Source organism: Micromonospora sp. KC721, assembly GCF_004348355.1.
Lineage (GTDB): Bacteria > Actinomycetota > Actinomycetes > Mycobacteriales > Micromonosporaceae > Micromonospora.
This window is the reverse complement of record NZ_SMJY01000078.1, coordinates 1-24,712: the sequence shown is the minus strand read 5'-3', so window position 1 is coordinate 24,712 and position 24,712 is coordinate 1. Positions and strand designations below refer to the sequence as shown.

The following is a 24,712-nucleotide window of genomic DNA, read 5'->3' as shown; positions in this document are numbered from 1 at the left end:
GAGCTGCTGGCTGACCGAGCCGAGCAGCATCCCGCGCAGCCCGCCCCGGCCCCGGCTGCCCACCACCACGAGCTGGGCGTCCCGGCTCGCCTCGACCAGCGTCGCGGCCGGCTTGCCGGGCACCGCCACAATCTCGACCGTCACGTCGGGGCAGGTTTCCCGCCATCCGGCGAGCGACTCCTCCACCACGGCCCGCTCCTCGGCGGCGGTGGCCTGCTCGTCGCGGTCCGCCGGCCGCCGCCGGCCGCTCGGCGGCTCGAACACCCGCACGACCCGCAGCGGCACCGTCCGCTTCGCGGCGTGCTCCACCGCGAACCCCAGTGCCACCCGGGACGACTCGGAACCGTCGAAGCCCACCACGACCGGCCCCGCCGCGCCGGTGCGCCCCTCGCGGACCACCACCACCGGGCAGTGCGCGTGGGCGGTCACCGCGACGGCGGTGGAGCCGGCGAGCAGACCACCGAAGCCGCCGTGCCCCCGGCTGCCCAGCACCAGCAGCCCCGCCTCGGCGGAACGTTCCTGCAGGACCACGGCGGGCGGGCCGTCGAGGACCACACCGTGCACGGTGACACCGGGCCGTTGGGCGGCGGCGTCCGCCGCGGCTCTGCCGACCAGTTCCTCGACCTGCCGGCGGGCCGTCTCGTCCGGCCAGACCCCGGGGGCCACCCCCGGACCGACCCAACCGCCGACGGTCAGCCACTCGAAGACGTACGCCAGGCGCACCGGACACCCGCTGTGCCGGGCCTCGTCCAGTGCCCACCGCAACGCCAGCTTGGCGTCGGCGGAACCGTCGAAGCCGACCAGGATCTCGTCGCCGCTCATGCCGTCGTCCCGGACGCGTCGGTCGGGTCGGTCTCGCGGATCCAGCGCCACTCGGCGACCCGCGGGTCGTCCTCGCCGTACCGGCGGGTGTGGTCCCGGCAGCTCTGCCGGGCATCGACCATCTCCTGACGCAGGTGGGCGGCGCGGGAGGCGAGTCCCGGCACCCGGTCGATCACGTCGATGACCAGGTGGAACCGGTCCAGGTCGTTGAGCATCACCATGTCGAACGGGGTGGTGGTGGTGCCCTCCTCCTTGTAGCCGCGCACGTGCAGGTTGCCGTGGTTGGTGCGGCGGTAGGTGAGCCGGTGGATCAGCCACGGGTAGCCGTGGTACGCGAAGATGATCGGCTTGTCACGGGTGAAGATGGTGTCGAACTCCTTGTCCGGCAGACCGTGCGGATGTTCCGACGGCGGTTGCAGGCGCATCAGGTCGACCACGTTGACCACCCGCACCTTCAGTTCGGGCAGGTGCCGCCGGAGCAGGTCGGCCGCGGCGAGGGTCTCCAGGGTCGGTACGTCGCCGGCGCAGGCGAGCACCACGTCCGGTTCACTGCCCTCGTCGGTGCTGGCCCAGCCCCAGATGCCCAGACCACGCCGGCAGTGGTGGACCGCCTCGTCCATGCTCAGCCAACTCGGCGACGGCTGCTTGCCGGCCACCACCACGTTGATGTAGTTCCGGCTGCGCAGGCAGTGGTCCATCGTGGAGAGCAGCGTGTTGCCGTCCGGCGGCAGGTACACCCGCACCACTTCGGCCTTCTTGTTGACCATATGGTCGATGAAGCCCGGGTCCTGGTGCGAGAAACCGTTGTGGTCCTGCTGCCACACGTGGCTGGAGAGCAGGTAGTTCAGCGACGCCACCGGCTGCCGCCACGGGATGCCCCGGGTCACCTTCAGCCACTTGGCGTGCTGGTTGACCATCGAGTCGACGATGTGGATGAACGCCTCGTAGCTGGTGAAGATGCCGTGCCGTCCGGTGAGCAGGTAGCCCTCCAGCCACCCCTGGCACAGATGCTCGGAGAGCACCTCCATCACCCGGCCGTCCGGGGAGAGGTGGTCGTCGCCCTCGACGGTGCCGGCGACGAACGTCCGGTCGGTGACCTCGAAGGAGGCGCTGAGTCGGTTGGAGGCGATCTCGTCGGGGCCGAACAGGCGGAAGGTCTGCGGGTTGCGGCTGATCACGTCGCGTACCCACGTGCCGAGCACGCCGGTGGCGCCCACCGCCGGCTGGCCCGGTTCGGTGACGTCGACCGCGTAGTCACGGAAGTCCGGCAGGTCCAGGTCCCGCAGCAGGCGTCCGCCGTTGGCCACCGGGTTGGCGCTCATCCGCCGGTCGCCCCGCGGGGGCAGGGCAGTCAGTTCCTCGACCGGGCCGCCGGTGGCGTCGAACAGTTCCTCCGGGTGGTAGCTGCGCAGCCAGCGTTCCAGGTCGGCCAGGTGCTCGGGGTTCTTCCGTACGTCGGCGACCGGCACCTGGTGAGCACGGTAGGTTCCCTCGACCTGTTTGCCGTCGACCTCGCGGGGACCGGTCCAGCCCTTCGGCGTACGCAGGATGATCATCGGCCAGCGGGGGCGTTCGACCGTTCCGCCGGAGCGCGCCCGACGCTGGATCTCGGCGATCTCGTCGCAGACCCGGTCCAGGGTGGCGGCCAGCAGGTGGTGCACCGTGGCGGGGTCGTCGCCCTCGACCAGGTACGGCTGGTGGCCGAAACCGCGCATCATGTCGAGCAGGTCACCGGCGGGGATCCGGTCCAGCACCGTCGGGTTGGCGATCTTGTACCCGTTGAGGTGCAGGATGGGCAGCACGGCACCGTCTCGGGCCGGATTGAGGAAGACGTTGGACAGCCAACTGCCGGCCAGCGGGCCGGTCTCCGCCTCGCCGTCGCCGATCACGCAGGCCACCAGCAGGTTGGGGTTGTCGAACGCCGCGCCGTAGGCGTGGCTGAGGGCGTACCCCAGTTCGCCGCCCTCGTGGATCGAGCCCGGCACCTCCGGCGCCACGTGGCTGGGGATGCCGCCGGGGAAGGAGAACTGGCGAAACAGCCGCCGCATGCCGGTCTCGTCCCGGCCGATGTCGTGGTACAGCTCGCTGTAGGTGCCTTCCAGCCAGGTGTTCGCGACCAGCGCCGGGCCGCCGTGCCCCGGACCGGTGATGAAGATGGTCGAGAGGTCCCGGTTGACGATGACCCGGTTGAGGTGGGTGTAGAGGAGGTTCAGGCCGGGACTGGTGCCCCAGTGGCCGAGCAGCCGCGGCTTGACGTGCTCCGGCTGCAACGGCTCCCGCAGCAGCGGGTTGTCCAGCAGGTAGATCTGCCCGACGGTCAGGTAGTTGGCCGCCCGCCAGTAGGCGTCCAGTCGGCGCAGCTCGTCGTCGGTCAGCGGACCGTGCAGGTCGAGAGCGGTGTCCATGCTGCAATAGCCTCTCGCACGTCGGGGAACTCTGCACCCAGAAGCGTGATTCGTCCCGGGCATGGTCCAGCTTTCCTGCCCCGGGCGGCCCGGATCAGGGTCGTTGGTCCCGGGCGTCAGGGGTGCCCTGCCCACCCGCCGGCCCGCCGGCGATGCCACGCACGACGATGACCGGCGACGGCGCGTGGTACAGCAGGGCCTGGCTGACCGCGCCCAACATGCCGCGCCACGGCTCGTCGCCCCGGGCGCCGACGACGGTGAGCTGCGCGGTGCGGGACTGCTCCACCAGGACGATGCCCGGGTCGCCGCGTACGGTGTGGCATTCGATGGCCACCCCGGGATAGGCCCGGCCGACCCGGGTGATCGTCTCGGATAGGGTGTCCCGGTTCCCGTCGGGGTGCCCCGGTTCGACCACCCGGATCGCCACCAGCCGAGCCTGCCGGCGGTCCGCGCAGTTCAGTGCGAATTCGAGCGTGGCCGGTGCGCTCTCCGACCCGTCCACCCCGACCAGCACCGGGCCGGACGGTGGCGGCTCCTGACGGCCCACCAGCACCGGGCAACCGGCCCGGGCGGCGAGCTGCACCGCCGGCCGGTCGGCCGGCACGCAACCCGCATGGTGCGCCATGCCGCCGTCGCCCACGGCCAGCAGGAACGCCGATCCGGAGCGGCGGGCCAGCGCCGCGACCGGCGGTCCCTCGACGATCTCGGCGTGGACGGACACCGACGGTTCCACCTCGTGGGCGACCGCCGAGGCCCGGGCGATCAACTCCTCGGCCTCGGCCCGCGGGCCGACGATCGACGGGGCCTCGAAGGCCGCCTCCCAGTTGAAGGCGTGCAGCAGGGTCAGATCCCGGCGGTGCGCGGCGGCCTCCTGCGCGGCCAGGCGGACCACCTGCATGCCGTGCGGAGCAAGGCTTACGCCGGCGACCACCGGCCCGTCGACGGATGCGGTCATCCGGCTCACCTCCCGGGGCGCGGTGCACGCGGCCGACGTCGTCCCCTCCGACGCTAGCCGGACCGCCCGCGTGGCGGGCGGGGATCGCGACACGAGCCGGGGTCAGGTGGCGGAGCGGACGCGCAGCACGGCGGCGGTGGCGTTGTCGACGCCGCCCTCGCCGAGGGTGGCGTCGAGCAGAGCCTGGACGGCGTCGGCCGGAGCCCGCCCGGACAGCAGGTCCCGCAGCCGGTGGTAGTCGAGCTGGTCGCTGACCCCGTCGGTGCAGAGCAGCCAGGTGTCGCCGGGGCGCAGCGGCAGGGCGAGCAGGTCCGCCTCCGGCCGGTCGGGATGGCCGACGTAACGCAGGAGCTGGTAGCGGGCCCGTGCGGCCTCCGGGGAGTTCGCCGGCCACCAGCCGTGCAGCACCCCGAGCCAGGCCATGGTGTGGTCGACGGTGACCAGCTCCAGCACCCCGCCGCGCAGCCGGTACGCCCGGGAGTCGCCGAGCTGGACGATCCAGCAGTGTTCGCCGTCCGGGTCGGCCAGCAGTGCGGTGAGGGTGCAGCCGGTCAGCTCGTCCAGGGCGGCGCCGGTCCGGCGTACCCGGATCTGGGCCTCGGCGACGGCGGCGCGTAGCTCGCGCGGCCCGACCGTCGGCCACCCGGCCCGGACCAGTTCCGTCAGGGTCTCGGTCGCGACGGTGGCGGCCAGGAGGCTGCCCTCGCCGTCGCCCATGCCGTCGGCGACCACCGCCAGCGGCAGCTCCGGGTCGACGTGCCACGCGTCGAAGTTGGCCCGGTACCGGTGCCCGGCCACGCTGCCGTCGGCGACCTCCAACGTGACCTGGCCGACGGTCAGGCGGCGGGCGGCCGGGACGGTCAGCGTGGCGGAGCGGCGACGGAACACCTGCGGACGGTAACACCGTTGCAGCCCCGGATCGGGCGTCCGGCCGCTCGTGTCGGCGGACGCCCGGTCCGATCAGCCGATCGTGCAGTGGGCGCCGTCGAGTTCGAACCCGGCGGGACGCCCGCGGCGTCAACGTAGGTTGACATACCCGTGCTGTCAACGTAGGTTGACGACATGAGTCAGGCTACGGAACTCGCGGCGGCCGCCGGCAGCACCGACCCCAGGGTCGGGCTCCGCGCGGTGCTCGCCCTGCGCCGGCTGCTCGAACGGTTGGAGATCGTCCAGGTGGACAACGCCCGCCGGCAGGGCTGGTCCTGGCAGGAGATCGCCGACGCGCTCGAGGTCAGCAGGCAGGCGGTCCACAAGAAGCACGCCGGGCGACCGGCGGTACCCGGCAACAGGGAGGCGTGATGTTCGAACGGTTCACCGACCGGTCCCGCGCGGCGGTCCACCGGGCGGTCGAGGAGGCCCGGGCCGCAGGGCGGCACCCGGTCGGCACCGAGCACCTGCTGCTCGCACTGCTCGCCGACGGCGACGCGCTCGCCGGCCGGGTGCTCGCCGACGCCGGTGCGGACAGCAGCGACCTGCGCGCCCGCGTCGCCCGGCACACCGCCCGCGGCGCCAGCGGGCTCGGCGAGGCCGACGCCGCCGCGCTGCGGGAGATCGGCATCGACCTGACCGCGATCGTCGCCCGGATCGAGGAGTCCTTCGGCCCGGACGCGCTGCGCGAGGCCGCGCCGGCCCCGCGCCGCCGCTGGGGTCTCCGCCGGCACGACGACGGGCGTTTCTCCCCGCGGGCGAAGAAGGTGCTGGAGCTGTCCCTGCGGGAGGCGCTGCGGCTGCGCCACCGGCACATCGGCACCGAGCACATCCTGCTCGGGCTGCTCCGCGAGGGCGGCGGGCTCGCCGCGCTGGTGCTCACCGAGGCCGGGCTGGACCTGAACGACCTGCGCGGCCGGGTCGAGACCGCGGTACGCGCGGCGGCCTGAGCGGGTCACACCGCGACGGCCGGACCGCGGGCGGTGACGACCGTCGCTCACCGCCGGGTCGCTGACCGGCCCCGGTTGCTGCACACTGGCGCCGTGGACGGTGCAGAGCAGGAACGCCCGGTGACCGCCGACGATCCCGCGCCGCGCTCGGCGGTCGTGGTCAACCCGGTCAAGGTGGTTGATCTCGATACGTTCCGCCGCACCGTGGACGACGCGCTGGCCGCCGCCGGCTGGCCCCGGCCGGTCTGGTACGAGACCACCGTGGAGGACCCGGGCCGGGGCCAGACGGCGGCGGCCGTCCGTGACGGCGCCCAGGTCGTCTTCGCCTGCGGCGGCGACGGCACCGTGATGGCCTGCGTCAGCGGGTTGGTCGGCACCGACACCGCGCTGGCCGTCCTGCCGCAGGGCACCGGCAACCTGCTCGCCGCCAACCTTGGTCTGTCCGGAGACCTCGCCGCCGGGCTGGCGACCGCCGTGGAGCGCGGCCTGCGCCGGCTGGACGTCGGCGCGGTCGGCGACCGGCACTTCGCCGTGATGGCCGGGATGGGCTTCGACGCCCAGATGCTCCAGGACACCTCCGAGGCGACCAAGGCGCGGATCGGCTGGCTGGCGTACGTCGTGGGCGCCGCCAGACACCTGCGCGACCGGCCGATGCGGGTCACCGTCAGCATGGACGACCGGCCGCCGCTGCGCCGCCGGGCCCGCTCGGTGCTGGTCGCCAACGTGGGCCGGCTCCAGGGCGGGGTACGCCTGCTCACCGACGCCGAGCCGGACGACGGCTGGCTCGACGTGGCCGTGCTCACCCCGCGTACGCTGCGACACTGGCTGGCCCTGGGTTGGGCGGTGGTGCGTCGGCGCGGCAGCGTGCCCCGGATGGAGGTGTTCCGGGCCCGCCGGGTCGAGATCTCCAGCGACCGGCCCCAGCCCCGCCAGCTCGACGGCGACCTGATCGAGCCGGGGCGCTCGCTGCGGGTGGAGATCCGGCCCGCGTCGCTCTGGCTCTGTGTACCGCGTCCTGAGCGGGACCCGGACCTGGCCCGCGACGCTGGGGCGGCGGGGGAGCGGGGCGAGCGGCTGGTCGAGGAGGCGGGCCGTGAGTAGCACCCGGCTGGTGCCGGAGACCCGGCTGATGGCGGCGCGCGAGCTCTCCGCCGACGATGCCTGGCACACCCTGCGCCGACACGGCGGCTGGTGCCTGCTGCGGGACGCGTTCGTCCGGTTCCGCTACGGCGACGGCTTCAGCCATTCGCGCGCCCTGGCCCTGCAGCTCTGCCTCGCCGTGGTGCCCTTCATGATCGCGTTGACCGGTTTGGTCAGCGAGCTGGGTGTGGAGGAGGGTGGGCAGGTCGTCGCGGACACCGTGCTGGCCCTCACCCCGGGCCAGAGCGTGGAGGTGGTCCGCGAGCTGCTCGGCGAGGGTGACCGGATCGAGCGTCGGGGTGAGCTGGCGCTGAGTTTCGGCCTGCTGACCGGGCTGGTCGCCCTGGTCACCACCATGGCCCAGATCGAACGCGGCGCCAATCGGATCTACGGCGTCGAGCGGGACCGTCCGGCGCTGTGGAAGTACCTGCGGGCCACCGTCCTGGCGGTGGTGGCCGGCCTGCCGGCGTTGGCCGGGTTCCTGATCCTGGTCGGCGGCCGGGCGATGGGCGACTCCGTGCAACGGCACTACGCCTGGGGCACCGTCGCCGCCGCGGTCTGGGACGTGACCCGCTGGCCGTTGAGTCTCGGGCTGACCGTGCTCGCCGTGGCGGTGATCTTCCGGCACGCGCCGCGTCGCAACCAGCCGGGGCTCACCTGGCTCGTCTTCGGCGCCGGCATCGCCACCGCCCTGTGGTGGCTGGCCAGCCTGCTGCTCGCCGCGTACGTCAGGTTCGGCGGCGGGTTCGGCCAGACCTACGGCGCGTTGACCGGCATGATGGCCCTGCTGCTCTGGGCCAACGTGACCGGGATGGCGCTCTTCGGCGGCCTGGCCTTCGCCGCGCAGTTGGAGGCGATGCGGATCGGGGCGCCGGAGCCGGCCCGGCCGGACCTCTGGGTGTCGGAGACCGAGCGGGATTCGCTTCCCGACGCCGGTGAGATGACCTCCCGGTAGCCGGCGTCGCGGGCAGCTCCGGTGTACGCGGAGCGCGGATCGGGTACAGCGCCTCGCCAGGAGCGGAGGGAGGCTGCCGTGAGCGCGGTCATCGACGGGTTACGACGACCTCTGGGTCATTTCACCGAGCGGACGCTCGCCGGCCTGGCACTCGTACTCGGGGCCGGCGTCGGGTTCGGGTTGCTGCTGGTGCTGGTCCGGGTGCACTGGACCCCGCTCTACGACGTCGACCACGGCGTCGCGGCCTGGCTCAACGCGCTGGTCGCGCCGCACGGGCCGCTGGTCACCGTGCTCAACGCGCTGACCGGCCTGGGTGGCCGGTCGGTGATCATCTGGTTGGTCTCGGTCGCCGTGATCGGGCTGCTGATCCGTCGGCAGGGCCGGCTCGCGGTATTCCTGATCGTGACCGGCCTCGGCGCGTTGATCCTCGACCCGGCGCTGAAGACCCTGGTCGACCGGTTGCGCCCCGAGGTGAAGGTGCCCATTGGCAGCTACGCCGGGGACAGCTTTCCCAGCGGCCACGCGCTCGGCTCGTTCGTCGCGTACGGGGCGCTGCTGCTGGTGTTCCTGCCGGCGATGTCGCCGCGCTGGCGCAAGCCGGCGATCGCCCTGGTCGCCCTGGTCGTGCTCCTCATCGGCCTGACCCGGATCGCGCTCGGCGTGCACTTCGTCTCCGACGTGCTGGGGGCCTGGCTGCTCGGCGCGGCCTGGCTCGGTGTCACCGCGTACGCCTTCCGGTTGTGGCGGCTGGAGCGGGGCCGGCGGGTACCGGGGTGGACCGAGGGGCTGGAACCGGAGGCCGCGCACGAGGTGGCCCCGGCCCCCGACGAGGCACACCTGCTGCCGCATCCCCGGGCCGCTGTCTTCGAGTTGCTGGTCGGCTGGGTGCTGGTCTTCGGCGCGCTCTACGGCTTCGGGATGTTCGTCAGCTACCACGCCGGTGGCACCTTTCTCGCCACGCTGGACAGCGAGGTGCCGCGCTGGTTCGCCGACCGGCGCACCCCGGCCTGGGACGGGTTCAGCTTCTGGTGGAGCAAGGCCGGCGACACCCACGCCATCCTGCTGATCTCGTTGGTCTTCTGTCCGCTGGTGCTGGCGGTGTGGCGGCGCTGGCGGCCGGTGCTGTTCGTGGCGCTGGCCATGTTCGGCGAGCTGAGCCTCTTCCTGGCCGCGTCGGCGGCGGTGGACCGGCCCCGCCCGCCGGTCGGCAACCTCGATGGCCCGCTGCCCACCTCCTCGTTCCCGTCCGGCCACATCGCCGCCACCATCTGCCTCTGGGCGGCCATGACGCTGGTCGTCCTTCCGCGTACCGACCGCTGGTGGCGTTGGCTGTTCGTGACGCTCGCGGTGGTCTTGCCGGTCGGGGTGGCGGTCTCCCGGATGTACCGGGGGATGCACCACCCCACCGACTTCATGGGGGCGATCCTGCTCGGCACGCTGTGGCTCGGGTTGCTCTACTGGGTGGTCCGGCCCAACGAGGACCTGGCCGAGGGCAACCGACCGGCGATCGAGTCCGAACAGGTCGACGAGCTGGACGACGAACTTGCCCGCGCCGGTCGGGCGGATTGACGGGCCGGCCGTGCTGCGGGTGATGACCTGGAACATCCGCACCGGCGGCCGGGACCGGGACGGCTCCGACCGGCTGGACCTGGTGACCGGCGTGGTCCTGGCGCAGCGACCGGACGTGCTGGCGGTGCAGGAGTTGCGGGGCTTCGACCGGGGTACGCGGCTCGCCGAGTTCGCGGGCCGGGTGGGCATGCGTCCGCAGCTGGCCGGCTCCTGGTTCGGGCAGCCGGTGGCGGTGCTGGTCCGCCCGCCGCTGCGGGTGCGCGACGCCGGCCGGGTACGCCGGCCGTTCCACCACGCCACCGCCCGGGTGGCGGTGGTCACCTCGGCCGGGCCGCTGACCGTGCTCGGCACCCACCTGAACCCGTACTCGGGGGGCCGGCGGCGGATGGAGGCGGACTGGGTGGTGGCGGCGCTGCGGCGCGCCGACGGTCCGCTGGCGCTGGTCGCCGGGGACCTGAACACCCTGGACCCGACCGTCGAGCACACCGACCGGCTGGCCGCCCTGCCGGCGCACCACCGCCGCCGGCATCTGCGGCGCGACGGTCGTACCGTCGACACCCGCGCGGTGTCCCGGCTGCTCGCCGCCGACCTGGTGGACCTGTGGCGGGCCGGTGCCGCCGACGCCCCGGAGGCCGGTGGGTGGACCGTGCCCACCCGGCACGGTGGCGCCGAGTTCACCGGGATGCGCCTGGACTACCTGCTCGGCACCGCGCCGGTCGCCGAGCTGACCCGCCGGGTGTGGGTGGTGCGGGGTGGGGACGCCGACCGGGCCTCCGACCACTACCCGGTCGTCGCCGACCTGGACCTGGACCCGGCCTGAACCGGGCGGTCGTCCGGCGGCATGATTCATCGCCGATTGCGGCGTGTCGCGGCATCCCCGTCGCCGGTCACCGCGACATGCCGCATGTCGTGTCGATCCACGTGGTCCGGGCCCGCTCAGAGAAGCACGTTGAGCAGCACCGTCAGCACCACCGAGGCGAGGACCGAGAAGAGGATCATGAGGAGGCAGCCGACGCCGCCGCCGGCGGGCCGGATGTCCGTGTTGCCGATGCGCATGGGATCACCTTCGCAGGGTTGGGGCGAGCAAGGTGCGGATTGCGTCGGCGACCTGCCGTGGCGCCGTGGTGGCGACGTTGTGCGCCGCGCCCGGCACCTCCACCGGGTGGGCGTCGGACACCAGCCGGGTCACCTGGCAGCGCCAGGCCGGCGGTACGACCGGGTCGCGCGAGCCGGCCACCACGAGGGTCGGCGCGGTGACCCGGGCCAGGTCCTCCTCGACCGGGTTGCGGACCGAGTGGGAGAGGGTGGTGTACACCCGCCAGGGGCGGGCGTCCCACACGTCGCGCAGCAGGATCGGCGCCTGCAACGGGGCCTCCCGCAGGGTGTCGACGAGCCAGCGGGCGACCTGGCCGGCGCGGGACCGGGCGGTCGGGTCGGTGGTGGGGCCGGCGAGCACCAGCGCGCGGACGGCGTCCGGGCGGCGGGCCGCCAGCGCGGCGGCGACCTCCGCACCGAACGAGTGACCCACCAGGCAGACCGGCGGCATCCGGTACGTGTCGAGCCAGGCCGCCAGGAACGCGGCGTGCCCGGCCACGTCGTACGCCTGCCCGGGGTGTTCGGTGAGGCCGAAGCCGGGCAGGTCCGGCGCGTACACCGGGTGGGTGCTCGACAGCGCGACGGCCAGCGGCGTGAGGTACCGGTGCGAGACGGCCAGCCCGTGCACCAGCACCACCGGTGGGACGTCGCCGCCCGGGCCGGGGGCGCGGCGGGTGTGCGTACGCAGCCCGTCGACCAGCCGCCACTCGCTGGTCAGACCGGCCGCCGGCCGGGGCGCGGCCAGGGCGAGCCGCAGTTCGGCCGGCCCGAAGCGCCCCGGGGCGGTCGGTCGTGGCCTCACAGCTCGCGCAGCCGGGGCAGCAGTTGCTCCTGCGCCCAGTCGAGGAACATTGGTTGGCTCTCGCCACCCACCTGGACGATCGCCACATGGGTGAAGCCGGCGTCGACGAACTTCTTGAACGCCTCGACGTGTGCGTCCACGTCGGGACCGCAGGAGATCCCCTCGGCGACGTCGTCCTCGCGGACGAACTGGGTGGCGGCGGCGAACGCCTCCGGACCGGGCAGGTCGGCGTTGACCTTCCAGCCCATGCCGAACCAGCGGAACTGGTCGTGCACGATCTTGCGGCACTCGGCCTCGTCCGGGCCGTAGCAGATGGCGACCTGCCCGAAGCGGGGCTGGCCGGCGCCGCCCGCGTCGTCGTAGAGCTGGATGATCCGCGGATCGGGTTCGGTGGCGACGATGCCGTCGGCGTACTCGGCGGCGAGCGCGGCCGAGGACGGTCCGGACGCGGCGACGGCCATCGGGACGGGCCGGTCGGGCCGGTCCCAGAGGTACGCCTCGGGCACGTCGTAGTGGTTGCCGGAGAAGGTCAGCGTCTCGCCGTTGAGCAGCGGCCGGATGATCTGCAACGCCTCCTCGAACATCTCGTGCCGCTGCTGCACGTGCGGCCAGGCGCCGACGACGTGTTCGTTGAGGTTCTCCCCGGCGCCGAGGCCGAGGGTGAACCGGCCGCCGGAGAGCACCCCGACGGTGCTGGCCTTCTGGGCGACGACGGCCGGATGGTACCGACGGATGGGGCAGGTCACGAAGGACATCAGATCAGCGCGGTTGGTGGCGTGGGCGATCGCGCCGAGTACCGACCAGGCGTACGGGGAGTGGCCCTGCGAGTCCAGCCACGGATAGTAGTGGTCGGAGATCACCAGCTGGTCGAAACCGGCGGCCTCCGCCCGTACCGCGTAGTCGACGAGCTGCCGGGGGCCGGCCTGTTCGCACATCAGGGTGTAGCCGACGGTGACCATTCGAGGTTTCTCCTTCCACCCAACGGATCGTCACCGGATACCCCGGCCGGCGGAGGCCAACCCTGCTGTCCGTTTCCGCCGACAGGCCCGCGTGCCGGTTGCGGCGTGCGGTGGTGTTCGGGGGCACGACGGTGTGCCGCAGGACCGGTGGCGATCGTCACGGTCGGCCCCTGCAGTGGTCGGTGTCGATGCCTTGACGGGGGTGGCTTCACCGGTTTACCGTCGTAACTTAACCGGTTCAGGCCGGTGGCGTCGCATCCTGTGGTGGGGGATGGCCGCCCGGTGGCGGCCCACGTTCCCGTGGGTCGTCACCGCTCCCCCCGGGTGGCCCGATCCCCAACTTAACCGGTTGCCTTCCTCGGGCCATCGACATACGCTGATGCCAGCACGATCGGGAAGTCGGGCGTCGGCTGTCGGGCTACAGCCGTTTCGCCACCGTCACCACACCAGCACCCCTCCAGGGCACGGGGTTCGACATCTCCTGAGGACAGCCATGAGAAAGCGACTCAGCGTTGCCGGCGTTGCCCTGCTCACCGCCCTCGCCGCCATCTTCGTCTTCGTCCAGCCGGCCCACGCCGCGGCCGGATTCACCGTCTCCGGCGGCAAGCTCTACGACGCCAACGGCAACGAGTTCATCATGCGGGGCGTCAACCACCCGCACGCCTGGTACCCGCAGCAGACCAGCTCCTTCGCCAACATAAAGTCGCTCGGCGCGAACACCGTCCGGGTGGTGCTGAACACTGGCGACCGCGGGACGAGGAACAGCGCGGCCGACGTCAGCAACGTCGTCTCGCTGTGCAAGGCCAACAAGGTGATCTGCGTGCTCGAGGTGCACGACACCACCGGCTACGGCGAGGAGAGCGGCGCGATCACCCTGGACCGGGCGGTCGACTACTGGCTGAGCATCGCCAGCGCCCTGCGGGGCCAGGAGAAGTACATCATCGTCAACATCGGCAACGAGCCGTACGGCAACCAGGGCTACGGCACCTGGGCCACCGACACCGCCAACGCGATCAAGCGGCTGCGCGCCAACAGCTTCAGCCACACGATCATGGTGGACGGGCCGAACTGGGGCCAGGACTGGTCCTTCACCATGCGCGACAACGCCGCGTGGGTGTTCGACGCCGACCCGCAGAAGAACACCGTCTTCTCGATCCACATGTACGGCGTCTTCGACACCGCCGCCGAGATCAGGGACTACCTGGGTCGGTTCCGCGCCGCCCGGCTGCCGATCGTGGTCGGCGAGTTCGGCCACGACCACACCGACGGCAACCCCGACGAGGACACCATCCTGTCGTACAGCCAGGCCAACGGGATCGGCTACCTGGGCTGGTCATGGAGCGGCAACAGCAGCTACGTCGGCTACCTCGACATGGCGGTCAACTTCAACCCGAACAACCTGACCAGCTGGGGCCAGCGCATCTTCAACGGTGCCAACGGGATCCGGCAGACCTCGCGGGAGGCCTCCGTCTACGGCGGCGCCACCCCGACCCCGACCAGCCCGGCACCCAGTTCACCCGCGCCGAGCTCTCCGGCGCCCAGCACGCCGGCCCCGAGTGGCTGCACCGCCACGTACACGGTGGTCAACTCGTGGTCGGGCGGCTTCCAGGGCGAGGTCAAGGTGACCGCCGGCAACCGGCCCGTCAACGGCTGGACGGTGCGCTGGACCTTCACCAACGGCCAGTCGGTCAGCCAGGCATGGAACGCCGACGTGACCCGCAGCGGTTCGGCGGTGACCGCCCGCAACCTCTCCTACAACGGCCAGCTCGGCACCGGTGCCAGCACCACCTTCGGCTTCGTCGCCAGTGCCAGCGGCAGCAACCCCGTTCCCGCGGTGACCTGTACCGCGAGCTGACGGGGATAACACACCGGTGGCCGGGTCCGCGCGGACCCGGCCACCTCTCGTCTCGGAACGCCCCGGCTCAGTCGACCGCGGTGACCTCCAGCAGCAGCGCCTGCTCGGGGTGCAGCGCGGGCAACTGCAGACCGACCATGCCGATCACGGCCCCGCCGAGCGTCACACCCTCGTCGGTGGCCAGCCAGGCCGGCGGGACGAGTTGCATCACCGCCGGTGCCGGCACTCCGGCGGGTGGGCGTACCCGGTAACGGCGGGCCGGGTCGAGGCCGGGCAGCCGCACCACCCCGGGGACCTGCGTGGCGGAGGTGGCCACCCGGGACACCGCGTACACCGCGTGGGAGCGGTCGTGGGCGACCACGCCGTGCGCCTGCACCGCCGGGTCCGGGTGGTCGACCCGGACCACCCGGCCGCCGTGCAGCAGCGGACGCAGCCGCTTGTGCAACGCCACCCAGGCGGCCAGCTCGGCCCGCTCGGCGGCGGTGATCGCGCTGATGTCCCACTCGATGCCGTGGTGGCCGAAGAGCGCGGTGACCGCCCGGAACCCCAGGTCGTGCACCCGGTGGGTGGTGTGCGAACGTTCCGGCCCGATGTGGGTGCCGACCAGTTCCGGCGGCAGCAGCAAGCCGGTCCACCGCTGGATCGACAACCGTTCCAGGGCGTCGTTGCAGTCGCTGGCCCAGACCCGGTCGGTGCGGCGCAGGATCTCCAGGTCGACCCGCGCCCCACCCGACGAGCAACTCTCGATCTCCACCCCGGGGTGCCGGCGGCGCAGCTCGTCCAGCAGCCGGTAGACGGCCACGGTCTGCGCGTGCACCCCCGGCCGGCCGGCGTGCCCGGCCTCGGTGAGGTCCCGGTTGTGGTCCCACTTGAGGTAGGCGATGCCGTCGTGTTCCGACAGCAGCGTGTCGAGCTGGCCGAGCAGGTGGTCGTACGCGTCCGGGTTGGCCAGGTCGAGCACCTGCTGGAACCGCCACGACAGCGGCAGCCGGCCCGGGGCCTGGAGCACCCAGTCGGGGTGGGCGCGGAACAGGTCGGAGTCGGGGTTGACCATCTCCGGCTCGACCCAGAGCCCGAACTGCATCCCATGTCCACGGACGTGGTCGATCAGGGGCTGGAGCCCGTTTGGCCACACGGTCTCGTCGACCTGCCAGTCGCCGAGGCCGGCCTGGTCGTGCCGCCGGCCACGGAACCAGCCATCGTCGAGCACGAACCGCTCCACGCCCACCTCGGCGGCCCGGTCGGCCAGGGCGGTGAGCCGGGTGAGGTCGTGGTCGAAGTAGACGGCCTCCCAGACGTTGAGGGTGACCGGTCGAGGGGTCCGTGGGTGTTCGGGGCGGGACCGCAGGTGGGTGTGGAGCACGTCGCTGAGGCCGTCCAGCCCGGTGGCCGAGTGCACGGCGTACAGCAGCGGGGTGGCGTACTCCTCGCCGGGTCCCAGCACGATCTCGCCGGGGGCGAGCAGCTCGCCGCCGCCGAGGCTGGCGTCGCCGGTGGGCTGGCGCTCGGCGACAGTGACGTGGTTGCCGCTCCAGGCGGTGTGTACCGCCCACAGCTCGCCGTGGCCGAACCCGAAACCGGCGGTGCCCGCCACCAGCAGCAGCGTCGCGTCGTGTCCGGTCCGGCCGTGCCGGCCCTCGCGCACCCAGGCGCCGATCGGCCACGGGTGCCGCTGCGGGGCGCGTTCCCGGCACCAGCGGCCGGTGAGGTCGAGCAGTTCGGTGGCGACCGCCGGCACCGGCAGCACCGGCGTCAACTCGCGCAACTCGTAGGCGGAGTCGCCGTCGTTGCGCAGCCGGTGCCGCAGCGTCAGCAGCCCCGTGGGGTCGAGGGTCAGCTCGATGGTGAGCGACAACCCGGCGGCCGGGTCCGCGGCCCGCACGGTCACCCGCGCGGCGCCGTCGTCCCGCGTCCCGTCGGGTACGCCCACCGCGTCCCCGTTCCGGGCCACCGGACCCGGGTCGGAGCCGGCGTCGTCCACGTCGAGGGCGTCGAGGCGGAAGGCGGTCGACCAGTCGCGGCCGTCGCGGTGGCCGGCCAGCCCGGGGCGACCACCCCAGCCGGCGCTCGCCTCGGGTAGCAGCGACAGCACGCAAGGCTGGTCGAAGGTGCTGGGCGGCACCGGCGGAACGGTCACGGCGGCCAGGTCGGCCAGGTCGGCGGCGGACAGCGGGCCCAGGTCGCTGCCCCAGTGCAGCACCCGGGGCAGGCCGGAGCCGCGCGCGTCCAGCACCAGGCTGGTCCGCGCGCGGCGCAGGTGGACGAATGTCATCCCTTGGAAGCTCCCAGGGTCAGACCGCGGACGAACTGCTTCTGCAACAGGAAGAAGACGACCAGGGTGGGAATGGCGACCAGCACCGAGCCGGCCGAGACGAGGTTGTTGTCGGTGAAGAACTCGCCGCGCAGGTTGTTCAGCGAGCTGGTCACCGGGAACTTGTCACCGGTGCGCATGAGCACGGTGGCCCAGAAGAACTCGTTGTAGATCCAGGTCACCTCCAGGGTGGCCAGCGCGGCCAGCGCCGGCCGGCACAGCGGCATCGTCACCTGCCAGTACTGCCGCCAGATGCTGGCGCCGTCGACCATCGACGCCTCGTACAGCTCGCGGGGCAGCGCCTTCATGTAGTTGCTCAGCACGAAGACGCAGAAACCACACTGGAAGGCCACGTTGACCAGGATCAGCCCCCAGTAGCTGTCGTAGAGCAACTCCGAGTCGCTCATGAACAACGGCAGCGGGACCTCGGTGAAGATCCGGAACAGCGGGATCAGCAACGCCTGCTGCGGCAGCAGGTTCGCCGCGGTGAAGAGGCCGAGCAGGACGATGTTGAGCTTCCAGCTGAACCGGGCGATCACGAAGGCCACGCAGGAGGCCAGGAAGAGGGTCAGCAGCACCGCCGGGACGGTGATGTAGACCGAGTTCAGGAAGTGTTGGCCGAACTCGGCGGACTGCCAGGCGGTGACGTAGTTGTCGAACGTCCAGCCGCCGAACGACACATAACCGTGGATGGCGGTGTACTCGTACGACCGCAGCGAGGTCAGCACCGCCCAGAGGATCGGGAAGAGCCAACCGATCGCGATCGCGCCCAGGAACAGGTGCAGCACCACCCGGGCCGGTCGCAGCGGCGCGCGGCGGGGGGCCGGCGTACCGGCCGTAGGCTTGCGGGCCATGGTCGCGGTGTTCATCGCCGGTCCTCCCTCATGACGACGGCCAGGTAGGCGGTGATGAAGATCAGCGAGATCATCAGCATGATCGTCGCCAACGCCGAACCGAAGCCGATCCGGCTCGCCTCGCCCACCACGTTCGAGGTCACCAGGGCGGAGATCAGCTCCAACCCGTTGCGGCCCTTGTTGATGACCCAGACCAGGTCGAACGCCCGCAGCGACTCGATCACCGTCACCACCAGCACGATGATGTTGATGGGCCGCATCACCGGGAACACCACCCGGAAGAAGGTACTGGTCTCCGAGGCGCCGTCGACCGAGGCCGCCTCGCGCAACGACGGATCGACGCCCTTGAGCCCGGCCAGGTAGAGCAGCATGATGTAGCCGACGTGCCGCCAGCCGGCGGCGACGAGCACCGCCCAGATGTTGACGTCCGGGTCGCCGTACCAGTCGGTGCTGGTGCCGAGCACGGCGTTGAGCAGACCCTGGTCGCGGGAGTAGATGAGCTGCCAGACGAACCCGATCAGGGCCAGCGACAGCACCACCGGCAGGTAGAGCGCGGTCTGGTAGAACCGGCTACCGCGGATCTCCTTGTCGAGCAGGACGGCCAGGAACATGCCCAGCGGGGTGGCCACCACGAACAGCGCCGCCAGCCAGAGCAGGTTGTTGTGCATCGCCGGCTGGAACGGCGGATAGTTGTGGATCACATCCGAGTAGTTGCGGCCGCCCACCCACGTGATCTCGCTGAGGGGGCCGATGCCGTCCCAGTTGGTGCCGGAGAGCGCCACGGTGGCCAGCGCCGGCAGCCAGACCAGGCCGACCACGATCAACAGTGGTACGAGCACCATCAGCGTGATCACCACGCGGTCGGTGCGGGACAGGAGCCGTAGCCGGCGGCCGCGACCGCCACCGGTGAAGGTGGCGGTCGAAGCCGGTGACGGCACGGCGCGATCCGCTTGGATCAGGGGCAGGTCGGACACGATTGTCCTCCCCCTCTCGCCGTCAGCTGGAGAAGATCGACTTCTTCTGGTTCTCGATGCTGTTGACCAGCCCGTCGATGTCGTTCGGGTTCTTGATGAACTGCTGGAAGGCCGGGATGATCACGGTGGAGGCGAAGTCGGGCCGGGTGTCCCGGTCCAGGAACTGCGCGATCTCGGTGGCCGAGCCGACCAGTTCGGCGGCCTTCTTCTGCAGCGCGGTGTAGCCGCTGGTGTCGGCCCCGCTGTTGGCGACGAGGGTGCTCGGGTCGTTCTTCACCGTGATGTTCGCGGCGTCCTTCGAGCCCACGTACTCCAGCAGCTTCCTGGCGTTCGCCTCGGACTTCGGCTTGCGGGCCATCATGTAGCCGTCGATCGGCGCGTCCAGGGCCTTCGCCCCGATCGCCGGGTCGATCTCCGGGAAGGTGAAGAAGTCGATGTCGTTCTGTTCGTCGTTGCCGAACTGCTGGGCGACGAAGAGGCCGAGCAGGTACATGCCCGACTTCTTCTGCTGCAGCGACTGGGCGGCCTCCTGCCAGGTCCGGCCCAGACTGTCGGGCTGGTGCAGCGGGAGCAGCCCCTTCCAGGTGTCGAAGACCTTCTTGACCTTGTCGGAGGTCCAGGTCTCCTTGCCGGCCATCAGGTCGACGTGGAACTGGTAGCCGTTGATCCGCAGGTTGAGGACGTCGAAGGTGCCCATCGCCGGCCAGCCGTCCTTGTCGGCGAAGGCGATCGGGTTCAGCCCGTCCTTCTTCATCTGCGCGCCGAGGGTGTTGAGCTCGTCGAGCGTCTTCGGCACCTGGTAGCCCCGCTGCTCCCACACCGACTTGCGGTAGAACATCGCCCACGGGTAGTACGAGGTCGGCACGAAGTACTGCTTGCCGTCGTCGCCGGTGGACGCCTTCTTGAAGGCGTCGGAGTAGCCGGAGAGCTTGCCCCACGTCTCGGTCAGGTCACCGGCCAGGCCCTTGTTGGCGAAGAACCGCATCCGGTAGCCGGCGAACCACATGAACACGTCGTCCGGCTTGCCCTGCAGGTAGTTGTTGATGTTCTCCTGGTAGGTGTTGTGGTCCACCGTGTTTATCTGGGCCTCGATGCCGGTCGAGGTCTTGAACCCGTCCATCACCTTGGCGATGACCGCCTTCGGGTTCGGGTCGGACTGGTTCGAGCCGAGCGAGACGGTCTTGCTGCCCGAACCGGAGCCGGAGCCCGAATCGGAGCCGCAGCCGGCGAGCGCGCCGGTGCCGAGCAGTGCGCCCGCGCCGGCCGCGCCGGCGAGCAGACGGCGTCGCCCGATGCCGGCGACGGATGGCGGAACGAGCCGGGCCAGGTACTCGGCCTCGGTGCGTGGACGGGACATGGTGCCTCCTGCGGATGAAGAGGTGCTGCGCCCAAGGGGTTGTCAGAGGTGGGGCCGGTGTCCGGATTGCCAACATGGATCCATCGCGATCCAACATTGGCAAACACGAAGTGCCGGTGGCGCTTGAAGCTACCCCTCACCGGCGCGCTGTCAAGAGGGCAGGTCGGGATCGATACCGCAGTGTTTCCAAACGGGGCCTCAGCGGTAAACGTTGGAAACTTCGGCTATGTTGGAAAGTGTTGACTTGGTGGTCCCGGCCCGGCACGCTCTGCTCTCATGGGGCAACACGGCAGCTGGCAGGGCGACGGCATCTACTACGGCGCGGACTACAACCCCGAACAGTGGCCCGAGGAGGTCTGGGCGCAGGACGTGGCGCTCATGCGCCAGGCCGGGGTCGACCTGGTCTCCGTCGGGATCTTCTCCTGGGCCCTGCTCGAGCCGGCCCCCGGACGCTATGAGTTCGGCTGGCTGGACCGGGCGCTCGACGTCCTGCACGACGGCGGAATCAACGTCGACCTGGCCACCGCCACCGCCAGCCCACCCCCGTGGCTGGCCCGACGGCACCCCGAGACACTGCCCCGCACCGCCGACGGGACGATCCTGTGGCCCGGCGGACGGCAGGCGTACTGCCCCAGCTCCCCGATCTTCCGCGAGCGTTCGCTCGCCCTGGTAGAGGCCGTGGCCACCCGGTACGCCGAGCACCCCGCCGTGGTGATGTGGCACGTCTCCAACGAGCTGGGCTGCCACAACGTGCACTGCTACTGCGACGTGACCGCCGAGGCGTTCCGGGGCTGGCTGCGGGAACGCTACGGCGACCTGGACGCCCTCAACGCGGCCTGGGGCACCAGCTTCTGGAGCCAGCGCTACTACGACTGGGCCGAGATCAACCCGCCGCGGACCGCGCCGACCTACGCCAACCCCACCCAACAGCTGGACTTCCTGCGCTTCTCCTCCGACGAGCTGCGCGCCCAGCTGCGCGCCGAGCGCGACCTGCTCAAGCGGGTGGTCTCGCAGCCCGTCACCACGAACTTCATGATCGGCACCGGCGTGAAGTACATGGACTACCGGTCCTGGGCCGCGGACGTGGACCTGGTCTCCAACGACCACTACCTGACCGCCGCCGACCCGCAGTCGCACCTCGGGCTGGCGTTCGCCGCCGACCACACCCGGGGCGTCGCCGGTGGGGCGCCCTGGCTGCTCATGGAGCACTCCACCAGCGCCGTGAACTGGCAGCCACGCAACCTCGCCAAGACCCCCGGCCAGCTACGCCGCAACAGCCTCGCCCATGTCGCCCGGGGCGCCGACGGGGTGCTCTTCTTCCAGTGGCGGGCCTCCCGGGCGGGCGCGGAGAAGTACCACTCCGCGCTGGTGCCGCACGCCGGCGCGGACACGAAGGTGTTCCGCGAGGTCTGCCGGCTCGGTGCCGACCTGAAGGCGCTCGCCGAGGTGCGGGGCAGCCGGGTCGAGGCGGAGGTGGCCATCCTCTTCGACTGGGAGGCGTGGTGGGGCGTCGAGCTGGACTCGCACCCCAGCGTCGACGTCACCTACACCGACCGGCTCAGGGCCCTCTACGACGCGCTCTGGCGGGCCGGCGTCACCACCGACGTGGTGCACCCGTCGACCGACCTCGGCGGCTACAAGCTTGTCCTGGCCCCCACGCTGTACCTGGTCCGCGACGACGACGCGGCGGCGCTGCGCCGGTACGTCGAGGCCGGCGGCACCGCGCTGGTGACCTACTTCAGCGGGATCGTCGACGAGCACGACCACATCCGGCTCGGCGGCTACCCGGGCGCGTTCCGCGAGCTGCTGGGCGTGCGTACCGAGGAGTTCTTCCCGCTGCGTGAGGGCGAGCGGGTCAACCTCGACGACGGTTCAATCGCCGACGTGTGGACCGAGTGGCTGCACCCGGAGGGAGCCGAGGTGCTCGCCTCGTACGTCGACGGCCCGCTGCCCGGTGTGGCGGCCCTGACCCGGCACCGCGTCGGCGCGGGCGCGGCCTGGTACGCGGCCACCCGGCTGGACGGCGCGGCCACCGACCGTCTGGTGGCCCGTCTGCTCGCCGAGTCCGGCGCGCGTCCGCCGGCGGTGGCCCCCACCGGCGTCGAGGTGGTACGCCGGCGGGGTGCGGACGCGTCCTGGCTCTTCGTCATCAACCACACCGACGCCGAGGCGCGGCTCGAGGTCACCGGCACCGACCTGATCACCGGAACGTCCTGCCGGGGCGAACTGCTGCTGCCGGCCGGCGAGGTGGCCGTGGTCCGTGAGGAAGCGGCGGTGGAAGCCGTCCCGCCGGTTGAGCCGCAACCGCCGGCCGATTCCTGAGCTGTCCGTACCGTTTCCCGTACGCTCGGTTGGGAGGTTCGATGCTCGCCCAGCAACGGCAGAGCGCCATCCTGGAGCTGATCCGCCAGCGCGGCGGCGTGCGCGTCAGCCACCTGGTCAGCCGCTTCGGGGTCTCCGACATGACGATCCGGCGGGATCTGGAGGTGTTGGCCGAGCGGGGCCTGGTCGACAAGGTGCACGGCGGCGCCACCCTGGCCGGCCCGGGCTCCGCCGAGGAGCCCGGGTTCGCCGCCAAGTCGATCCGTCAGCAGACGGAGAAACGCGCCATCGCGCAGCGGGCCGCGAGCCTGGTCGAGCCCGGCATGGCGGTCGCCCTGTCCGCCGGTACGACCACCGCCGCCCTGGCCACCAGGCTGGCCGACGTACGCGGACTGACCGTGGTGACCAACTCGATCCCGGTCGCCGACCTGCTCTACCAGAACCCGCGTCCCGACCAGACGGTGGTGCTGACCGGCGGCATCCGTACCCCGTCGGACGCGTTGACCGGGCCGGTGGCCGAGGCGGCGATCGGCTCGCTCAACGTCGACGTGCTCTTCCTCGGCGTGCACGGGATGAGTCCGCGCACCGGCTTCACCACGCCGAACCTGCTGGAGGCGGCGGTCAACCGTCGTCTGATCGGCGCGGCCCGCAGGCTGGTCGTCCTCGCCGATCACACCAAGTGGGAGACGATCGGCATTGCCACCATCGCTCCGCTGGAGCAGGCCGACGTGTTGATCACCGACGCCCGGTTGCCGTCGGACGGCCGCCGCCAGATCGGCGAGCAGGTGGGGGAGCTCATCGTGGTGGGCGTCGACGACTGATTCCCCGCGTCGGGGCTGCTTACAGCGATTTCACAGCCGCTCCGGTTAGGGTGCCCCGGTAGCCGTGTCGCGCTCCACGGTGGAGTGCGTCTACCGTGAAGCGGGAGTTCCGATGGTCTTCAAGAAGATGCTGAGCGCGTTCGGCGTGGGTGGGCCCAGCGTCGACACCGTGCTGGCCAACCCGAACACCCGGCCCGGGCTGACTCTTGAGGGTCAGGTCAACCTCGTCGGCGGGGAAGCCGCGGCGAGCATCGAGCAGGTCACCGTCGCGCTGGTCACCCGGGTCGAGATCGAGGGCGGCGACACCGAGTACGCCGGCGTCATGGAGTTCCAGCGGGCGACGGTCAGCGGCCCGCTCCAGCTCGCGCCGAAGCAGCAGCTGTCGATCCCGTTCCAGCTGCCGGTGCCGTGGGAGACCCCGGTCACCGATGTGTACGGCCACCGCCTGCCCGGCATGACGATGGGGCTGCGTACCGAGCTGGCGATCGCCCGGGCGGTCGACAAGAGCGACCTGGACCAGGTCAACATCCACCCGTTGCCGGTGCACGAGCGGATCCTCGAGGCGTTCCAGCGGCTCGGTTTCCGGTTCAAGCACGCCGACCTGGAGCGCGGCCACATCCGAGGCACCCAGCAGACGCTGCCGTTCTACCAGGAGATCGAGTTCTTCGCCGCACCGCAGTACGCCCAGACCATCAACGAGGTCGAGCTGAGCTTCGTGACCAGTCCGCACGGCGTGGACGTGGTGTTGGAGTGCGACAAGCGCGGCGGGTTCCTCAGCGCCGGGCACGACGTCTTCGGTCACTACCAGGTGTCGCACGCCGACGCCGACCGGCTGGACTGGACGGCGGTGGTCGACGGCTGGCTGCGCGAGACCACCTCCCGCTACGGCGGCCTGCGCGCCCAGGGCTTCGGCGGCCACCCGCACGGCCACGGCCACGGCCACGGCCGGGGGCCGGGGATGGGCGGCATGGTCGCCGGGGCGGCGCTCGGCGTCGCCGGCGGCATGGTCGCCGGAGAGATGATCGAGGACGCCTTCGAGGGCGACTTCGCCGAGGACTTCGGCTTCGGCGAGTAGGACCACGACGAGGGGCCTTCCGGGTGTGTCCCGGAAGGCCCCTCGATCGGTTGTCAACGGCGCTTGGCCCGCTCCTCGTGCGAGCGGTGCCCGCTACCGGCCTTGGCCAGGCCACGGCTACCCAGGTAGCCCAGGGTGAGCAGGGTGATGAAGAACCACGCCTGGCTCGGGTTGTTCAGGTTCAACCCGTTGGTGGCCGGTCCGCGCCAGAACGCGGCGATCGCCACGGCGGCCACCGCGGCAGCGTAGATCCAGAACTCCGTGGTCAGGAACGAGTGCTTGGTCTCGGTGCCGGGTGCCGGCGCCGGCTGCCGATGGCCGTCCTGCATCATCGGCATCGGACGGGTCGGCGCCTCCTGCATGGCCATCTCCGTCTGGCGGTTCATCGGCCTGGTGGATGCAGCCTGCGTGCTCATCTGGTCCTCCTCAGGATTTGATGAGTACCTGCGATCTCGCCCCGCTACCGCGTTTCGGCCACGGCACGGTTCGCGTACTTGGCGAGGCCACCCGGGGTCTACCCGAGCCCCCTGAGGAGGTAACGCCCGCCGACCCACGGGATCCGGG

Annotated in this window: 21 protein-coding genes; 10 read left to right on the top strand and 11 right to left on the bottom strand. The window is 71.6% G+C overall.

The genetic code is table 11. The features are described 5' to 3' along the window. The 4 genes from E1182_RS15495 to E1182_RS15480 all read right to left on the bottom strand — a co-directional run. The coding region (locus tag E1182_RS15495) for a universal stress protein (protein ID WP_132265506.1) at nucleotides 1-822 on the bottom strand (822 nt) is incomplete at its 3' end. After that, complete coding sequence (locus E1182_RS15490; RefSeq protein ID WP_132265504.1) at nucleotides 819-3,227, bottom strand: phosphoketolase; 2,409 nt, start codon at nucleotides 3,225-3,227, stop codon at nucleotides 819-821. The genes E1182_RS15490 and E1182_RS15495, both read right to left, overlap by 4 nt. Nucleotides 3,228-3,321: 94 nt before the next feature. Beyond that, nucleotides 3,322-4,182, bottom strand: a complete 861-nt coding sequence (locus tag E1182_RS15485) for a universal stress protein (RefSeq protein WP_132265501.1) — start codon at nucleotides 4,180-4,182, stop codon at nucleotides 3,322-3,324. A gap of 102 nt (nucleotides 4,183-4,284) precedes the next feature. Next, complete coding sequence (locus tag E1182_RS15480) at nucleotides 4,285-5,070, bottom strand: PP2C family serine/threonine-protein phosphatase (RefSeq protein ID WP_132265499.1); 786 nt, start codon at nucleotides 5,068-5,070, stop codon at nucleotides 4,285-4,287. Nucleotides 5,071-5,244: 174 nt separating this feature from the next. Between E1182_RS15480 and E1182_RS15475 the strand changes: the two genes are divergently transcribed. The 6 genes from E1182_RS15475 to E1182_RS15450 all read left to right on the top strand — a co-directional run bounded on the left by E1182_RS15475 (nucleotide 5,245) and on the right by E1182_RS15450 (nucleotide 10,543). Further along, nucleotides 5,245-5,481 (top strand): HTH domain-containing protein, encoded by a 237-nt coding sequence (locus E1182_RS15475; protein WP_132265497.1) that lies wholly within the window; start codon nucleotides 5,245-5,247, stop codon nucleotides 5,479-5,481. Beyond that, nucleotides 5,481-6,059, top strand: a complete 579-nt coding sequence (locus E1182_RS32830) for a Clp protease N-terminal domain-containing protein (RefSeq protein WP_132265495.1) — start codon at nucleotides 5,481-5,483, stop codon at nucleotides 6,057-6,059. Before E1182_RS15475 ends, E1182_RS32830 begins: the two co-directional genes overlap by 1 nt. Nucleotides 6,060-6,152: 93 nt before the next feature. Then, on the top strand, nucleotides 6,153-7,160 hold the full coding sequence (locus E1182_RS15465) for a diacylglycerol kinase family protein (protein WP_132265493.1): 1,008 nt from the start codon (nucleotides 6,153-6,155) through the stop codon (nucleotides 7,158-7,160). Beyond that, nucleotides 7,153-8,154 (top strand): YihY/virulence factor BrkB family protein, encoded by a 1,002-nt coding sequence (locus E1182_RS15460; protein WP_132265491.1) that lies wholly within the window; start codon nucleotides 7,153-7,155, stop codon nucleotides 8,152-8,154. The genes E1182_RS15465 and E1182_RS15460 overlap by 8 nt, the downstream gene beginning before the upstream one ends. Nucleotides 8,155-8,232: 78 nt before the next feature. Further along, complete coding sequence (locus E1182_RS15455; protein WP_132265489.1) at nucleotides 8,233-9,723, top strand: phosphatase PAP2 family protein; 1,491 nt, start codon at nucleotides 8,233-8,235, stop codon at nucleotides 9,721-9,723. 10 nt (nucleotides 9,724-9,733) lie between these two features. Then, nucleotides 9,734-10,543, top strand: coding sequence for an endonuclease/exonuclease/phosphatase family protein (locus E1182_RS15450; RefSeq protein WP_132265510.1), 810 nt, complete (start codon nucleotides 9,734-9,736; stop codon nucleotides 10,541-10,543). Nucleotides 10,544-10,783: 240 nt separating this feature from the next. On the opposite strand, the gene E1182_RS15445 is transcribed toward E1182_RS15450, so the two are convergent. Then, entirely contained in the window at nucleotides 10,784-11,620 is an 837-nt protein-coding gene (locus E1182_RS15445; RefSeq protein ID WP_132265486.1) for an alpha/beta fold hydrolase, read from the bottom strand. Continuing rightward, on the bottom strand, nucleotides 11,617-12,579 hold the full coding sequence (locus E1182_RS15440; RefSeq protein ID WP_132265483.1) for a TIGR03557 family F420-dependent LLM class oxidoreductase: 963 nt from the start codon (nucleotides 12,577-12,579) through the stop codon (nucleotides 11,617-11,619). Before E1182_RS15440 ends, E1182_RS15445 begins: the two co-directional genes overlap by 4 nt. A 493-nt stretch (nucleotides 12,580-13,072) precedes the next feature. On the opposite strand from E1182_RS15440, the gene E1182_RS15435 reads away from it, so the two are divergent. Beyond that, nucleotides 13,073-14,434: a cellulase family glycosylhydrolase gene (locus E1182_RS15435; protein ID WP_132265480.1), complete on the top strand. Its 1,362-nt coding sequence runs from the start codon at nucleotides 13,073-13,075 to the stop codon at nucleotides 14,432-14,434. A gap of 67 nt (nucleotides 14,435-14,501) precedes the next feature. Here the strand turns inward: E1182_RS15435 and E1182_RS15430 are convergent, their stop codons facing one another. Genes E1182_RS15430 through E1182_RS15415 form a run of 4 tightly spaced genes read right to left on the bottom strand, consistent with a single transcriptional unit; the run spans nucleotide 14,502 to nucleotide 19,930 of the window. After that, the gene (locus tag E1182_RS15430; RefSeq protein WP_132265478.1) at nucleotides 14,502-16,706 is read right to left on the bottom strand and encodes an alpha-galactosidase; all 2,205 of its coding nucleotides are present in this window, start codon (nucleotides 16,704-16,706) and stop codon (nucleotides 14,502-14,504) included. Further along, a complete protein-coding gene (locus tag E1182_RS15425; protein ID WP_207921406.1) occupies nucleotides 16,703-17,614 on the bottom strand; it encodes a carbohydrate ABC transporter permease in 912 nt (303 codons plus the stop codon). Before E1182_RS15425 ends, E1182_RS15430 begins: the two co-directional genes overlap by 4 nt. After that, nucleotides 17,611-18,573, bottom strand: coding sequence for a carbohydrate ABC transporter permease (locus E1182_RS15420; protein ID WP_132265476.1), 963 nt, complete (start codon nucleotides 18,571-18,573; stop codon nucleotides 17,611-17,613). The genes E1182_RS15425 and E1182_RS15420 overlap by 4 nt, the downstream gene beginning before the upstream one ends. Before the next feature lie 22 nt (nucleotides 18,574-18,595). Then, nucleotides 18,596-19,930 (bottom strand): ABC transporter substrate-binding protein, encoded by a 1,335-nt coding sequence (locus E1182_RS15415; RefSeq protein ID WP_132265473.1) that lies wholly within the window; start codon nucleotides 19,928-19,930, stop codon nucleotides 18,596-18,598. Nucleotides 19,931-20,206: 276 nt separating this feature from the next. Between E1182_RS15415 and E1182_RS15410 the strand changes: the two genes are divergently transcribed. The 3 genes from E1182_RS15410 to E1182_RS15400 all read left to right on the top strand — a co-directional run bounded on the left by E1182_RS15410 (nucleotide 20,207) and on the right by E1182_RS15400 (nucleotide 24,148). Next, nucleotides 20,207-22,252: a beta-galactosidase gene (locus E1182_RS15410; protein ID WP_132265470.1), complete on the top strand. Its 2,046-nt coding sequence runs from the start codon at nucleotides 20,207-20,209 to the stop codon at nucleotides 22,250-22,252. A gap of 41 nt (nucleotides 22,253-22,293) precedes the next feature. Continuing rightward, the gene (locus E1182_RS15405; RefSeq protein ID WP_132265468.1) at nucleotides 22,294-23,073 is read left to right on the top strand and encodes a DeoR/GlpR family DNA-binding transcription regulator; all 780 of its coding nucleotides are present in this window, start codon (nucleotides 22,294-22,296) and stop codon (nucleotides 23,071-23,073) included. 112 nt (nucleotides 23,074-23,185) lie between these two features. Then, on the top strand, nucleotides 23,186-24,148 hold the full coding sequence (locus tag E1182_RS15400) for a sporulation protein (RefSeq protein WP_132265466.1): 963 nt from the start codon (nucleotides 23,186-23,188) through the stop codon (nucleotides 24,146-24,148). A 53-nt stretch (nucleotides 24,149-24,201) separates the two neighbouring features. Here the strand turns inward: E1182_RS15400 and E1182_RS15395 are convergent, their stop codons facing one another. Continuing rightward, nucleotides 24,202-24,564, bottom strand: coding sequence for a hypothetical protein (locus tag E1182_RS15395; RefSeq protein WP_132265464.1), 363 nt, complete (start codon nucleotides 24,562-24,564; stop codon nucleotides 24,202-24,204). Nucleotides 24,565-24,712: the final 148 nt, after the last annotated feature.

What these genes read in the sequence shown, in the direction of transcription:
- E1182_RS15490 (WP_132265504.1), bottom strand. Translation starts at nt 3,227, where the DNA reads ATGGACACCGCTCTCGACCTGCACGGTCCGCTGACCGACGACGAGCTG.
- E1182_RS15485 (WP_132265501.1), bottom strand. Translation starts at nt 4,182, where the DNA reads ATGACCGCATCCGTCGACGGGCCGGTGGTCGCCGGCGTAAGCCTTGCT.
- E1182_RS15475 (WP_132265497.1), top strand. Translation starts at nt 5,245, where the DNA reads ATGAGTCAGGCTACGGAACTCGCGGCGGCCGCCGGCAGCACCGACCCC.
- E1182_RS32830 (WP_132265495.1), top strand. Translation starts at nt 5,481, where the DNA reads ATGTTCGAACGGTTCACCGACCGGTCCCGCGCGGCGGTCCACCGGGCG.
- E1182_RS15440 (WP_132265483.1), bottom strand. Translation starts at nt 12,579, where the DNA reads ATGGTCACCGTCGGCTACACCCTGATGTGCGAACAGGCCGGCCCCCGG.
- E1182_RS15435 (WP_132265480.1), top strand. Translation starts at nt 13,073, where the DNA reads ATGAGAAAGCGACTCAGCGTTGCCGGCGTTGCCCTGCTCACCGCCCTC.
- E1182_RS15430 (WP_132265478.1), bottom strand. Translation starts at nt 16,706, where the DNA reads ATGACATTCGTCCACCTGCGCCGCGCGCGGACCAGCCTGGTGCTGGAC.
- E1182_RS15425 (WP_207921406.1), bottom strand. Translation starts at nt 17,614, where the DNA reads ATGAACACCGCGACCATGGCCCGCAAGCCTACGGCCGGTACGCCGGCC.
- E1182_RS15415 (WP_132265473.1), bottom strand. Translation starts at nt 19,930, where the DNA reads ATGTCCCGTCCACGCACCGAGGCCGAGTACCTGGCCCGGCTCGTTCCG.
- E1182_RS15410 (WP_132265470.1), top strand. Translation starts at nt 20,207, where the DNA reads ATGGGGCAACACGGCAGCTGGCAGGGCGACGGCATCTACTACGGCGCG.
- E1182_RS15405 (WP_132265468.1), top strand. Translation starts at nt 22,294, where the DNA reads ATGCTCGCCCAGCAACGGCAGAGCGCCATCCTGGAGCTGATCCGCCAG.
- E1182_RS15400 (WP_132265466.1), top strand. Translation starts at nt 23,186, where the DNA reads ATGGTCTTCAAGAAGATGCTGAGCGCGTTCGGCGTGGGTGGGCCCAGC.
- E1182_RS15395 (WP_132265464.1), bottom strand. Translation starts at nt 24,564, where the DNA reads ATGAGCACGCAGGCTGCATCCACCAGGCCGATGAACCGCCAGACGGAG.